Source organism: Mitsuaria sp. PDC51 (genome assembly GCF_900113225.1).
Classification (GTDB): Bacteria; Pseudomonadota; Gammaproteobacteria; order Burkholderiales; family Burkholderiaceae_C; genus Roseateles.
This window is the reverse complement of sequence record NZ_FOZE01000001.1, coordinates 1,187,643-1,201,353: the sequence shown is the minus strand read 5'-3', so window position 1 is coordinate 1,201,353 and position 13,711 is coordinate 1,187,643. Positions and strand designations below refer to the sequence as shown.

Sequence of the window (13,711 nt, the reverse complement as noted above, 5' to 3'; positions counted from 1 at the left end):
CCATCGAGCCCTCCCCCGCTGACCGTTCCGCCAGTTTTTCCCTATTCAGGAGCACCACATGGCTAAGAAGAAGATCATCGGCATCGACCTGGGCACGACCAACTCGTGCGTGGCGGTGATGGAAGGCAACACCACCCGCGTCATCGAGAACGCGGAAGGCGCCCGCACCACCCCGTCGATCATTGCGTACCAGGAAGACGGCGAGGTGCTGGTCGGCGCCTCGGCCAAGCGCCAGGCGGTGACCAACCCGAAGAACACCCTGTACGCGGTCAAGCGCCTGATCGGCCGCAAGTTCCAGGAGAAGGAAGTCCAGAAGGACATTGACCTGATGCCCTACACCATCGCCGCGGCCGACAACGGCGACGCGTGGGTGGAAGTGCGCGGCAAGAAGCTGGCGCCGCCGCAGGTCTCCGCGGAAGTGCTGCGCAAGATGAAGAAGACCGCCGAGGACTACCTCGGCGAGGAAGTGACCGAGGCGGTCATCACCGTCCCGGCCTACTTCAACGACGCGCAGCGCCAGGCGACCAAGGACGCCGGCCGCATCGCCGGCCTGGACGTCAAGCGCATCATCAACGAGCCCACCGCCGCGGCCCTGGCCTTCGGCCTGGACAAGCACGGCGCGGGCGACCGCAAGATCGCGGTGTTCGACCTGGGCGGCGGCACCTTCGACATCTCGATCATCGAGATCGCCGACGTCGACGGCGAGAAGCAGTTCGAGGTGCTGTCCACCAACGGCGACACCTTCCTGGGCGGCGAGGACTTCGACCAGCGCATCATCGACTACATCATTGCCGAGTTCAAAAAGGAGCAAGGCGTCGACCTGACCAAGGACGTGCTGGCGCTGCAGCGCCTGAAGGAAGCGGCCGAGAAGGCCAAGATCGAGCTGTCCAACTCCTCGCAGACCGACGTCAACCTGCCCTACATCACGGCCGACGCCACCGGTCCGAAGCACCTGAACATCAAGCTGACCCGCGCCAAGCTGGAGTCGCTGGTGGACGAGCTGATCGAGCGCACCATCGCCCCCTGCCGCACCGCGATCAAGGACGCCGGCGTGTCGGTGAGCGAGATCGACGACGTCATCCTGGTCGGCGGCATGTCCCGCATGCCCAAGGTGCAGGAGAAGGTCAAGGAGTTCTTCGGCAAGGACCCGCGCAAGGACGTGAACCCCGATGAGGCGGTGGCCGTGGGCGCCGCGATCCAGGGCCAGGTCCTGGGCGGCGAGCGCACCGACGTGCTGCTGCTGGACGTCACCCCGCTGAGCCTGGGCATCGAGACCCTGGGCGGCGTGATGACCAAGATGATCAAGAAGAACACGACCATCCCGACCAAGTTCAGCCAGACCTTCTCGACCGCCGAGGACAGCCAGCCCGCGGTGACCATCAAGGTCTACCAGGGCGAGCGCGAGATGGCGCAGGCCAACAAGAGCCTGGGCGAGTTCAACCTGGAAGGCATCCCGCCGGCGCCGCGCGGCGTGCCGCAGATCGAGGTGAGCTTCGACATCGACGCCAACGGCATCCTGCACGTCGGCGCCAAGGACAAGGGCACCGGCAAGGAAAACAAGATCACCATCAAGGCGAACTCCGGCCTGTCCGAGGCCGAGATCGAGAAGATGGTGAAGGACGCCGAGGCCAACGCCGCCGAGGACAAGAAGAAGGTCGAGCTGGTGCAGGCCAAGAACCAGGCCGACGGCCTGGTGCATTCGGTGCAGAAGTCGCTGGCCGAGCATGGCGACAAGCTGGACGCCGGCGAGAAGGAAAAGATCGAGGCCGCGATCAAGGACCTGGAAGAAGCCATCAAGGGCGAGGACAAGGCCGACATCGACGCCAAGACCGAAGCGCTGATGACCTCCAGCCAGAAGCTGGGCGAGAAGATGTACGCCGACGCGCAGGCGGCCCAGGCGGCGGCCGGTGCCGCGGGCGCCACTGGTGCGGCGGGTGCGGCGGGTGCGGACCACGCCGAGGCGGCTGCGCAGTCCTCGTCCAAGCCGGCCGACGACAACGTCGTGGACGCCGAGTTCAAGGAAGTCAAGGACTCGAAGTAAGCCGTGCGCGCCGACCCCGGTCGGCGCCGCGATCGGCAACCGCTGTCGCCTGACAGCCGCCGCGCGGGGCCGCCAGCCTCGCGCGGCGTTTTGGTTTGAGGCCCCCAGGAAGATCCATGGCAAAGCGTGACTATTACGAAGTCCTAGGCGTCGCGAAGAACGCCAGCGAAGACGACATCAAGAAGGCGTATCGCAAGCTGGCGATGAAGTACCACCCTGACCGCAATCAGGGCGAAGGTGCCAAGGACGCCGAGGACAAGTTCAAGGAGGCCAAGGAGGCCTACGAGATGCTGTCCGACGGCCAGAAGCGCGCGGCCTACGACCAGTACGGCCACGCGGGCGTGGACCCCAACCAGGGCTTCCGCGGCGGCCCGGGCGCGGAAGGCTTCGGCGGCTTCGCCGAGGCCTTCGGCGACATCTTCGGCGACCTGTTCGGCCAGCAGGGTGGCGGCCGGCGCCAGGGCGGCGGCCAGCAGGTCTATCGCGGCAGCGACCTGAGCTACGCGATGGAGATCACGCTGGAGGAAGCCGCGCGCGGCAAGGAGACGCAGATCCGCATCCCGTCCTGGGAAGGCTGCGACACCTGCCACGGCAGCGGCGCCAAGCCCGGCACCAGCGCCAAGACCTGCGGCTCCTGCGGCGGCAGCGGCACGGTGCACATGCGCCAGGGCTTCTTCAGCATCCAGCAGACCTGCCCGCACTGCCACGGCACCGGCAAGATCATTCCGGAGCCCTGCACGACCTGCAACGGCGCCGGCAAGATCAAGAAGACCAAGACGCTGGAAGTCAAGATCCCGGCCGGCATCAACGAAGGCATGCGCATCCGCTCCGCCGGCAACGGCGAGCCGGGCGTCAACGGCGGGCCGTCGGGCGATCTCTACATCGAGATCCGCATCAAGCAGCACGACATCTTCGAGCGCGACGGCGACGACCTGCACTGCACGATGCCGGTGTCGATGACGACCGCGGCGCTGGGCGGCTCGATCGAGGTGCCGACGCTGGGCGGCAAGGCCGAGATCGAACTGCCCGAGGGCACGCAGCACGGCAAGACCTTCCGCCTGCGCGGCAAGGGCATCAAGGGCGTGCGCTCCAGCTATCCGGGCGACCTGTACTGCCACATCAGCATCGAGACGCCGGTCAAGCTGACCGAGCACCAGCGCAAGCTGCTGAAGGAGCTGGACAAGAGCCTGCGCGACGGCGGCGAGCGCCACTCGCCGAACGCGAAGAGCTGGACGGACCGCGTCAAGGACCTCTTCAAGTAAGCCACCAACAGCGGCGCGCAAGTTCACGCCCGGATTGGGAATTCAAGCTGCGGCCCCCACGCAAACCCGGGGAGCCGGCGGCGATCGCCGGGCGGACAATCCGCCTCGTGGTTGACGACATTCGCACACATCGTTGGGGTGCTGCCGGCCCGCTCTCTTCGGAGGCGGGCTTTTTCACATGGGCGCCCGCCACGCCCGCGGGACGGCGGCCATGACGCTGGCCAGCCCCTTGTCCAGCCCCCTGTCCAAGACGCAGGCGCTGGTCATCGACGGCAACGCGACCTCGCGCAGCCTGATGACCGCCCAGCTGCGCGAACTCGGCGTCGGGCACGTGCGCCAAGCCACGCGGGTGCGCGACGCCCGCGTCATCCTCGAGACGCAGCCCTACGACATCGTCCTGTGCGATTACTACTTCGACGGCTCGGAGCTCTCCGGACAGGACCTGCTCGATGAACTGCGGCGCGAGCAACTGCTGCCCTACGCCACGGTCTTCGTCATGGTCACCGGCGAGGCCTCCTACGCGAAGGTCGCCGAGGCGGCCGAGGCGGCGCTCGATGCCTACCTCGTCAAGCCCTACACCAGCGCCGCGCTGGCCGACCGCCTGGCCAACGCGCGGCACCGCAAGCTGGAGCTGAAGGCGATCTTCGACGCCATCGACGCCCGCGACTTCGACCGCGCCGCCGACCTCTGCCTGGAGCGCTTCCAGCAGAAGGCGACCTACTGGCTCTATGCCGCGCGCATCGGCGCCGAACTGCTGCTGCGCCTGGAGCGCCACACCGAGGCGCGCGAGCTGTACGAGGCGATCATCGCCGCGCGCACCGTGCCCTGGGCGCGGCTGGGCGTGGCGCGCACCGAGGTGGCCAGCGGCAACCTGAGCGCCGCGCGCCGCACGCTGGAGACGCTGATCGGTGACATGCCCGACCAGGCCGACAGCTACGACCTGATGGGCCGGGTGCAGATGGAGCAAGGCGAGATCGACGCCGCGCTCGCCACCTACCGCACCGCCGCGACGCTGACGCCGGGATGCCTGCTGCGCCAGCAGCATTGCGGCACGCTGGCCTTCTATGCCGGCCAGCGCGACGAGGCGCTCAAGATGCTGGAACGCAGCCTCGCGCAGGGGCTGCGCTCCAAGCTCTTCGACTGGCACAGCCTGGCCCTGCTCGCGCTGATGCGCTTCGACGCGAAGGACGGCAAGGGACTGAAGTACGCCGCCGACGCCCTGGCGCAGGGCATCGAACGCGCGCCGCGAGACGTCCGGCTGCAGCGCTTCGACGTGCTGCTGCAGGGGCTGCGGCTGCTGATGGAACGCCGGCTCGCCGATGCGCTGCAGCTGGCGCGCGACTTCGCGCGCCGCGCCGCGGACGAGGCCTTCGACCTGGAAGCCGCCTGCCTGCTGATCGCCCTGTGGGTGCGCATGGCGCGGCAGGACATCGAGCTCAGCGAGATGGACCTGCTGATGAGCCAGCTCGGGCTGCGCTTTTGCAGCTCCAAGTCGGCGACCGAGGTGATGCTCGCCATGGCCGAGGGCCACGAGCCCAGTTCGCGGCTGATGCGCGAGGCCAATGCCCGCGTCTTCGCGATCTCGGAAACCGCGATGCGCCAGGCGATGCGCGGCGACGCGCAGGCCGGGGTGCAGCTGCTGGTCGAGCAAGGCGGGCTGACGCTGAACGCCAAGCTCATCGACATGGCGGCGCTGGTGCTCAAGCGCTACCGCGACAGGATGAGCGACCCGAGCGCACTGGCGCCTCGCATCGAGGACCTGCAACGCCGCTACGTGCAGGCCAGCGGCCAGGGGCTGAAGGCGGCCCGTGCCGCCGGCGGCATGGCCTTGCGGGGATGAAAGCCGGTCCGGTGGCCGCGCCGCGGCATGACGCAGGGCGAGGCTTCAGGAGATCTTCAGGTGGGACCACTACAAGGGCCGGTTTGATCATGCCGGCCTGACACAAGCAAGATGCCGTTTTCCGATTCCTCGACCTCGCGATCGCGCCAGGCCGGCGCCGCGCGCACACGTTCCCCGTTGACCCTGGCCTGGCTGGCTGCGCTCTGGATCGGCGTGCTCGGCAACTGGCCGCTGTGGCAGCGCATGAGCGGCATGCCCGACTACGCCGGCCCGTCGGGCCAGTTGTTCGTCGTCGTCTTCGCCGGCATCGTGATCCTGGTGCTGGCGGCCTGCTTCAGCCTGCTGGCCTGGCGCGTGGCGGTGAAGCCGCTGCTCACGCTGATGCTGCTGCTGACCGCGCCGCTGGCCTACTTCATCGGCAGCTACGGCGTGGTCATCGACAGCGCGATGATCACCAACGCGCTGCAGACCGACGTGCGCGAGACCCGCGACCTGATGGGTTGGGGCCTGGCGGCGCATGTGGCGGTGATCGCGCTGCTGCCGCTGCTCTGGCTCTGGCGCCAGCGGCTGACCGACCGGCGCTGGTACCAGCGGCTCGGCTGGAACCTGGCCAGCGTCGCGCTGGCGCTGGCGCTGGGCGTGGGCCTGGCGGCGACCCGCACCGCGGAGCTGGCCTCGACCCTGCGCAACCACAAGGTGCTGACCAAGATGGTCAGCCCGATCAACGCGATCTGGGCCAGCGCCGCGCTGGTCGTCCAGAAACAGAAGAAGCCCAAGGGCCCGCCGGAGATCGTCGCCGCGGACGCGACGCTGACGCCCCGACCCGACGGTGCGCGGCCGCCGCTGGTGCTGCTGGTGGTGGGCGAGACGGCGCGCTCGGAGAACTTCCAGCTCAACGGCTACGGCCGGCCGACCAATCCGGAGCTCTCGGGCAAGCCGGTGCTGAGCTACCGCGAAGTCGCGTCCTGCGGCACCTCGACGGCGGCCTCGCTGCCCTGCATGTTCTCGCAGCTCGGCCGCGAGGCGTATGTCGACCACCCGGGCAACCAGGAGACGCTGCTGGACGTGCTGCAGCGCGCGGGGCTGGCGGTGCTCTGGCTGGACAACCAGTCGGGCTGCAAGGGCATCTGCGACCGCGTGCCGAATGCGCAGGCCATCAATCCCGCCCGCGCCGACCATCCCCTGCCCGCCGGCCTGTGCCGCCCCGACGGCGAATGCCTGGACGAGGCGATGCTGCACGACCTGGACGCCCGCATCGCCGCGCTGGATCCGCAGCGCGTCGCGCGCGGCGTGGTGCTGGTGCTGCACCAGATGGGCAGCCATGGACCGGCGTATTACCTGCGCACGCCGGCCGAGCGCAAGCCCTTCCAGCCGGAATGCCGCAGCAACGCGCTGCAGCAGTGCCCGCTGGAGGAGGTGCGCAATGCCTACGACAACACGATCGCGTACACCGACCACGTGCTGGCCAAGGCGATCGACTGGCTGGGCACCCAGCAGTCGCGTTTCGATCCGAGCCTGCTGTACGTGTCGGACCACGGCGAGTCGCTGGGCGAGAACAACCTGTTCCTCCACGGCATGCCCTATGCGCTGGCGCCCAAGCAGCAGAAGCATGTGCCGCTGATCCTGTGGCTGCCGGCACAGACGCGCCAGTCGCAGCGCCTGGACGAGGCCTGCCTCACCCAGCGCCGCGACACGCCGATGTCCCACGACGGGCTGTACCACACGGTGCTGAGCCTGAGCGGCGTGCAGACCTCGGTCTACCGCAAGGACTGGGACTGGGTCGGCGCCTGCCGGCGCGGCGGCTGATCGACCGTCCGTCAGGCCCTCGAGCCCGTCAAGCCCCTCAGGCCCGTCAGAACAAGGACTGCTGCCCCTCCAGCTTCGAGGGGGGTCTGAACTCGCTGAAGTCGAACTGGTGCCGCTCGCGGCCCAGGCCCAGGCGCTGGGAGGCCTTGCGCAGCCGCTGCTGCAGCAGTTCGGCCCAGATCCCTTCGCCGGTGAAGCGCGTGCCGAAGCGCGGATCGTTGTCCTTGCCGCCGCGCATGTCGCGCAGCCGCGCCATGATGCGCGCGGCCTTGTCCGGCTGGTGCAGCCGCAGCCAGTCGTGGAACAGTGGCGCCACCTCCCAGGGCAGCCGCAGCGGGATGCTGAAGGCCTTGGTCGCACCGGCCTCCGCGGCCGCCTCGAGGATGCGCTCCAGCTCGGGCTCGTTGAGGAAGGGGATCACCGGCGACACGCTCACCCCCACCGGCACGCCGGCCTCGGCCAGCGCCTTGATGGTCTGCAGCCGCCGCTGCGGCGAGGCGGCGCGGGGCTCCAGGATGCGCGACAGCGCCGGGTCCAGCGAGGTCACCGACAGGTAGACCGACACCTGCCGCTTGAGCGCCATCGGCACGATCAGGTCGAGGTCGCGCTCGATGCCGCTGGACTTGGTCACCACCGAGAACGGATGCCGCGCCTCGGTCAGCACCTCCACCACCGCGCGGGTGATGCGCAGCTTGCGCTCGATCGGCTGGTAGGCGTCGGTGGCCGTGCCCAGCACCAGCGGCGCCGGCTGGTAGGCGGGCGAGGCCAGCGCCTCGCGCAGCCGCTCGGCGGCGTTGACCTTCGCGATGATCCGGGTCTCGAAGTCCAGGCCCGGCGACAGGTTCAGGTAGCTGTGCGTCGGTCGCGCGAAGCAGTAGATGCAGCCGTGTATTACACGAACCAAAAATATGTGGAGCACCCCTCAAATTCAGAGGAGAGGGCAGCTGGCACAAGTCGACAATAGGACGGAAGCAATCGCGCCCGCCCCGAAGAAGCGCGGTCCTCTGTTGACTGAGCTGGGTCAGACGCAAGGCGTTGTGGCTGCTCGGGAGTCGACCCGCTAGGTCTTGACCGACCCAAACGTTCGATGAGCCGCCACGCGCGCGACCTGCGGACGCGGACTGACTTTCCGTCAGCGCAACTAAGCCGACGGCGAGCTCAAGTTTGGACGGCGTCCGTTATCAGCAGGCAACACCGCTTCGCGCTACGAGACGCAAAGCGGTCCGCTCGGTGAGACTGTCCCGCCTCCAAGCTCCCCGTACCCACGACTCCAAAGGGCACGTCGCCGCTCTACCCCCATAAGGACAGAGGGCGAGTAAAAGGCTTCAGCGCACTGGTACGGCTCGGATACGCGCTCCCCGCGCCATGACCAACCTCCCCCTGGGCTCAACCGCCAGCCCTTAACTCCCGTCGGCTTCTTCAGGAGAGATTCTGGCCCGCTCCCGAGAGGGTTTTAGAAGCAGATGAGGCGCGACCCCTAGCGCGTTGGCGAGGCGCTCAATGCTGTCCAGACTTGCGGCTTGACGGCACTGTTCGACCTGGCTCACATAGGTTCGATGCAAGCCAGCTTTCCCGCCCAATGCCTCCTGCGACAGGCCCAGCTTCTTGCGATAAGACTGCAAAGCTGCAGCAAAAACTTTTCGAAGGGCTTGCCCTTCCACCTTCGCTTCTTCCATGTCCGCACGGTGCAAGAGCGCAGTTGAAACGTCTACAGTTCATTCATCTACCGCTTTTTCGTATACTGGCTATTCATATCGCCCACAAACGTCGGCTACGCCGGAACATCCGGGGGCTCAGCGACCCTTTCGGGTCCTCCAAGTAGGTTCAACGACCACGAGCGAGAAGGACATCCAATGAACGCGCAAGCTACGGCAATGCCTAAGGGTGGCATCAGCCTCGACCCCGCCCACCACCTGTTTATCGTTGACGTAGACGAGACGGTGGAAGGTCGAACGGTCTGCCAACGTCGCGCCTTCTTGGATTTCGGTGAGGCCCTCGCCTTCGCAGGAGAGAGGCCGTCGCGGTTGAGCGCGTTCTTCGCGCCGCTTGGCCCTTCCACAGATTCCGTCATGTTCGGCACCGTCCAGCAGGTCTTTGCCTCGCGCTACTCGGGCTCCTACGCACTGACGTTTGCCAACGCACCATCGTTGCTCGTGCGAATTGATGGCAAACCTACTGAGGCCGGGATGGAGCCATGCACGCTCGTGTATCCGCCGGCGGCCAAGTTTCGGACTTCCTAAAAGGAAACGAGCGTAGTGATGGCGCCCGTAGTCTTTCTAAATTTGGACGGGGTCACGCATCCCTTGAGCATGCAGTACGCAGTACTGAGAGGCTATCCGCATGCAGGTCCACCTCACTTTTGCTGGGCCACCCCGCTGCGCGACGTCCTCGAACGCTGGGACGCTTCGGTGGTGTTTCGCTCGACCGCAGTCAGCATGTTTGGCATCGAAGCCATCAAGAGCCTGGCACCGGCTTGGCTACAGGGGCGAGTGACTGGCGCAACCGGCGACGTCGTTAGGTGCATCGCATTGTTCGAGCTAAGGAAGGTGAACACAGTCTTCGGGACCATCCGGAATTGCGTCCAGCAGAACAAGCTGCTGCACTGGGTGTCTCTCGACGACAGCGACGACGGCTGGCCGTCCGACCCGGCCGTGAAGCGGCACTTGGTCAAGGTCGACGCTAGCAGCGGACTCAGCGACCCAAAGGTCATCAAACGGCTAGAGGCCGCGCTCAGGGAGTGCGCGCCATGACAGTGGCCGCGAAGCGTCCGACGGTGCTTTTGGACGTGGACGACGTGCTGTGCCCCAATCAACCGTTTGGCGGTCTGCACGTGTTTCGCGCATTGCATGGACTTGACGTTGCGGTGCCGGACCTCTACGAAAAGCTCTTCGCCGCCCAAGCGGTCGCGTTGCTGGATGAGCTCATGTGCGAGCTCTCACCACGTGTAGTGTTGACAACGAGCTGGCTCTCGCTCCTCAAGCGTCCGCATTTCGAGCACGTGTTCAGGCGATGCGGCCTAGCGAGCGTCGCTGACAACTTTCATGTGCATTGGGCGGCCCCGACCAATCGGGACGAATCTCGGCTTGATGCCGTCCAGAGGTGGTTGCGCGCACACCACAATGGGGAACCGTTCGTCATTCTTGACGACGTGGAGTCCGGAGAGAGCCTCACTGGTTCAACCCTTGACGTCGCCGGTCGAGTGGCTCTCTGTGACGCGACGGGTTGCTTGCAGCCCTCTCATCTCCAACTCGCCCGACGCGCTCTACAGCGGCCGATTTATGAGCCACACTCGACGGCGCCGCCAAGGGACTGAGATGCCGAGCGCGTTTGAGCCTGATGCGCGCCAGAAGCTTCTCATCAAGGAGGCGAACCGACTCGCGAATCGCGACAGCGGCCCAAGTCGGTACGCCCCCGCGGAGCTTGTTGTTCGCATGACTTCCGAGGGGCTACATGTGAACAGCACTTAAGATGACAGCCAGTCCGATGGACGGGACGGTAGCAACCAACCTATGCCTCCGTTGGACCTGGAGGCACAGCGCCGCGAGGAGAGCCTCCCTGCGGAGTTCTCGGTATGCCGGGTGGTACTTGCCGCGGCAGTGCACTCAGCCGAGGATTTCCCCCTGACCCAGCCAGAAATCGCAGCGAGATATCCGATGGCGAACTGCGTTGCCGCGCACGTGTTCAAGGTGCCACCACACGTCGTGTTGCTCGAGTTCGACCAACAAGTCAGTCATCGTGACGCCGCGATGGTCGCAAGCGTCGAAGCAGTCCTGCGCACCTTCCCACGCGCCGAGTTCATCGACTTGCCCGGGCAGAACTCCCTCATCGAATTGCTCGTCGATGCAAGTGACGAGATAGCGCCCGCCCAGAAGCAGCTTGAGACCATGTACCGGTGCACGATGCCTTCGGATGATTTGGTTGCCATCGCCGCTTCATCCGTCGATGGCCTTCTGGCGCAGCGAAATTTTGGTGCACGACTGGTTGAGGCAGATGTCTTCGAGGTGCACACAGAACTCGGCATCGCACACCTCGCAACGCCTGACGGACGCATGCTCTGCATTACCGAGCGGACGCCTGGAATTGCGAGCCTGAGTCTGCTCGAGGATGGTCAGCGGTACCGCTGCTGGGTTCACGGTAGGTCCAACCTAGTCCAGCGTGCAGAGCCGGCGGACTGAGAACTATCGATGTGTCATGAGGACGAAAGCATCAAGCGCGGCGAGCCGCGCAAGTTCGGGGTGGTCGTACTCGCCTTCCAGCACGCGGCGAATTGCCGGTCCGAGCTCTGGCGGCGGCGTGAGTATGAGAACGGCGACGTACTTGCCGTTGGGCAGTTCATCAGCATCGACGTCCGCGGACTACTCATCCATGTGACTCCTCCTGCTGAGGCACAGGTTGCGCCACCACGATTGGAAGACGGGCGCTCGGGCCAGGCCGGGCAACGAAGGCAAAGCGCGCCTCGCTGGAGCTCGCGCTCAACATGTGGATTCTTGCGGTGCGTCGTCCGGGTCGTCAACGTTCAAGCTGAGATGGAGCTGAGGCGATGAAGGTCTGCATGTGCCGGTTCTGCGGCGTCAAACACGAGTCGGTGATGGAAGTCGTCCTTGTGGGCATGAGCAAGGAAGAAGCCTATACCCGGACGCACTGTCGGTACTGCGAGGCTCCCGCATCAAGCTTTCTCGAGCTACCGGATGAGCCTGAGCTCGGAATCGATGAGATTGGCTACCCATCGGTGGTGATTTCCAAGAACCGGTTCGGGGCGCCGACGAATTGACGTCAGCTTTGCAGCGGCAGCAGTCTATCGGGCGTGCCGCCGTAAGATGCGCCCCTACCTGCACCGACCCGTACCGCTGAACCTGGAGAACATCGCAGTTGAGGCTGGCAGCACCACCGTTGCGCACCTAGCGATTTTGGTTCGCAGTGACCTTGGGGCTGTTCGTACGTTGGCGCCGCCAAAAAATGCACATTAGGGGCCGGGCTTGTCCTTGCGAAAGTCCGCCTCGAAGACTTCGATGCGACCATCCGTCCTACTCGGGTACAGCACGCGCGGGTCGTAGCGGTCCGTCGTCTCGACCCTTGCGTAGAACGTCGCGAAGGGACCTGCGAGACGGTCGAAAAACGGCGCGTATATGTGCGGCTCCTCAAAGTGCTCATCGCCCAGCTCGTCAATGTCGAGAATGTTTTCGAAAGGTATGGTGGCGAGCACTTCGAGCCAGGCCTTGTTAGCCTTCGGAAAGGCGTCCCAGACCTCCTGGATACGACTGCGCAGCTCGTAGTCTTCCTCCTCGCGCCGCCAAGGGTCTTGATGCGGAGACGAACGCACATGATTGAACGCCATGGCCGCGTCCCATTGCTCCCCATCGTCGTGCAGATAAGCGAAGTACCGACGCACGCAGAACACCAAGCCCTCGTGGCTCATCTGCCGATACTCCCGTACGAACCACGGTGGTTCACCTGTCTCAGGGTCGCGCACGTCCCTGGAGTGCGGGTACGAAGGAGCCTCGGGCGGCCGCAGAAGCAGGAACTGGTGCTGGTAGTCCTTGAGTAGCCGATTCGCCTTCCGCTTCATCGCGAGGCGCGCTCGGAGTTCGGTGCGTTGGGTGCGCCGACGAATGGTCAGCGAGATACCGAAGTATGCGAAAAGGAGGTGGTCCGCAGCCGGCTGGAACAACTTGTCTTCAAGCTCGGCCTTGCCCCAAAGGTGCCACTCTTGCAGACCCATGGCCTTGCACTTCTTGGCGAAGTCGTCACGTGCCTTCTTCGAGAAGTCTGCGGCGGCGGTGAATACTATCCCGTACAGCTGCTCGTCCGGGCTCAACACAACGCCGTCGAGGTAGTCCGTCAGCGCCTTGGGCCCGATGGCCCTCTCACGTTTGCATTGGATGAGCCACAGTCGGTCTTCGGCCCCTTCACGGACAGCCGTCTCATCAACAACCTCGGTCTCTCCGTCCGAGGAGCGCTGGGTGGTGTCCCCGCCGACGATTTCGTAGCCTCGAGCGTCAAACCCGTCATCGCTGCCGGACCGTCCGGTCGCTTCAAGTTTGCGCCAAGGTTTGAACTCGTACGCAAGCTGTCGGACCAGGTCCTCGAATCGCTTCGGCTCAAGGTCTTCAAAGTGAAGTGGCCCAAGCGTCTTGGTAGTCGTCGCCATGCGGTGGTTCAGTGGTAAGCCGCCCTCACGGTTTCGCGATGAGCAGGTCTTCAGCAGTCCTGCCCTCAGCCAGCGCGGCAACGAACCAGCCCGGACGTGTGCCCTTGCCTGTCCAGGTCTTGCCATCACCGTTGTGATACTTGGGTTCACCAACTCGCCTCTGCTTGCTGGCCGCCCGCTTCCCGCCGAGGCTGCGTTTGCCGCTTGAATCGCGACTGGGAGCGTCGGTTGAAGTAACGAGCAGGTCCTCCGGGGATTTGCCTGCTTCGAGCGCCTCGCGGAACCAGCTTGGACGCTTGCCCACCCCGCTCCATGTTCGCCCGTCGGCAGAGCTGTACTTTGCAACGCCGCCGCGTGGGGTCTTGGCAGGAGCGGCGCCCTTCTTGGCCGTCGAACTGAAGAGGTCCTCGGGTTTCAAGTTGTAGTGCTTGATTGCTTCCTTGATTCGCCCGATGACGCCAGCGACTTCCTTGGCGCGGATGGAGTCAGCCTCCTTCTGTAGCTTGTCGATTTGAATCAGGACCTGTTGTAGCGATTTAGGCATCGGGAGCTCCGTTGGACAGAAGGCATTGCGTTTCCGCGTACTGCTGATTTAACCACCCGAACGTCTCTAA

The 13,711-nt window shown here is 65.4% G+C and carries 13 protein-coding genes; 9 read left to right on the top strand and 4 right to left on the bottom strand.

Translation table 11 applies throughout. From position 1 onward, the window contains the following. Positions 1-58: 58 nt before the first annotated feature. The 4 genes from dnaK to BM393_RS05250 all read left to right on the top strand — a co-directional run bounded on the left by dnaK (position 59) and on the right by BM393_RS05250 (position 6,949). A complete protein-coding gene (gene dnaK / locus BM393_RS05265) occupies positions 59-2,041 on the top strand; it encodes a molecular chaperone DnaK (RefSeq protein ID WP_091723153.1) in 1,983 nt (660 codons plus the stop codon). A 116-nt stretch (positions 2,042-2,157) separates the two neighbouring features. Then, a complete protein-coding gene (gene dnaJ, locus BM393_RS05260; RefSeq protein WP_091723150.1) occupies positions 2,158-3,303 on the top strand; it encodes a molecular chaperone DnaJ in 1,146 nt (381 codons plus the stop codon). 178 nt (positions 3,304-3,481) lie between these two features. Further along, the gene (locus BM393_RS05255) at positions 3,482-5,143 is read left to right on the top strand and encodes a response regulator (RefSeq protein WP_091723148.1); all 1,662 of its coding nucleotides are present in this window, start codon (positions 3,482-3,484) and stop codon (positions 5,141-5,143) included. Between the two features lie 177 nt (positions 5,144-5,320). Further along, a complete protein-coding gene (locus BM393_RS05250; RefSeq protein WP_217648386.1) occupies positions 5,321-6,949 on the top strand; it encodes a phosphoethanolamine transferase in 1,629 nt (542 codons plus the stop codon). A 46-nt stretch (positions 6,950-6,995) separates the two neighbouring features. On the opposite strand, the gene BM393_RS05245 is transcribed toward BM393_RS05250, so the two are convergent. Both BM393_RS05245 and BM393_RS05240 read right to left on the bottom strand, forming a co-directional pair. Further along, the gene (locus tag BM393_RS05245) at positions 6,996-7,868 is read right to left on the bottom strand and encodes a PA0069 family radical SAM protein (protein WP_091723144.1); all 873 of its coding nucleotides are present in this window, start codon (positions 7,866-7,868) and stop codon (positions 6,996-6,998) included. Between the two features lie 481 nt (positions 7,869-8,349). After that, positions 8,350-8,625, bottom strand: coding sequence for a helix-turn-helix domain-containing protein (locus BM393_RS05240; RefSeq protein ID WP_091725059.1), 276 nt, complete (start codon positions 8,623-8,625; stop codon positions 8,350-8,352). Positions 8,626-8,802: 177 nt separating this feature from the next. Here BM393_RS05240 and BM393_RS05235 point away from each other — a divergent pair, with 177 nt between their 5' ends. The 5 genes from BM393_RS05235 (at position 8,803) to BM393_RS05220 (ending at position 11,720) form a co-directional block, all read left to right on the top strand. After that, complete coding sequence (locus BM393_RS05235; RefSeq protein WP_141225233.1) at positions 8,803-9,189, top strand: hypothetical protein; 387 nt, start codon at positions 8,803-8,805, stop codon at positions 9,187-9,189. An 18-nt stretch (positions 9,190-9,207) separates the two neighbouring features. Beyond that, complete coding sequence (locus tag BM393_RS05230; RefSeq protein ID WP_091723140.1) at positions 9,208-9,699, top strand: HAD domain-containing protein; 492 nt, start codon at positions 9,208-9,210, stop codon at positions 9,697-9,699. Beyond that, positions 9,696-10,262, top strand: coding sequence for an HAD domain-containing protein (locus BM393_RS26410; protein ID WP_175538192.1), 567 nt, complete (start codon positions 9,696-9,698; stop codon positions 10,260-10,262). The genes BM393_RS05230 and BM393_RS26410 overlap by 4 nt, the downstream gene beginning before the upstream one ends. 196 nt (positions 10,263-10,458) lie before the next feature. Next, positions 10,459-11,124 carry a hypothetical protein gene (locus tag BM393_RS05225; RefSeq protein ID WP_091723137.1) on the top strand — a complete coding sequence of 222 codons (666 nt, stop codon included), beginning with the start codon at positions 10,459-10,461 and terminating at the stop codon, positions 11,122-11,124. Between the two features lie 365 nt (positions 11,125-11,489). Beyond that, positions 11,490-11,720, top strand: coding sequence for a hypothetical protein (locus BM393_RS05220; protein WP_091723134.1), 231 nt, complete (start codon positions 11,490-11,492; stop codon positions 11,718-11,720). 192 nt (positions 11,721-11,912) lie between these two features. Here the strand turns inward: BM393_RS05220 and BM393_RS05215 are convergent, their stop codons facing one another. Beyond that, on the bottom strand, positions 11,913-13,097 hold the full coding sequence (locus BM393_RS05215) for a restriction endonuclease (protein WP_175538191.1): 1,185 nt from the start codon (positions 13,095-13,097) through the stop codon (positions 11,913-11,915). Between the two features lie 25 nt (positions 13,098-13,122). Next, positions 13,123-13,641 carry an H-NS family nucleoid-associated regulatory protein gene (locus BM393_RS25590; RefSeq protein ID WP_175538190.1) on the bottom strand — a complete coding sequence of 173 codons (519 nt, stop codon included), beginning with the start codon at positions 13,639-13,641 and terminating at the stop codon, positions 13,123-13,125. Between the last annotated feature and the right edge of the window lie 70 nt (positions 13,642-13,711).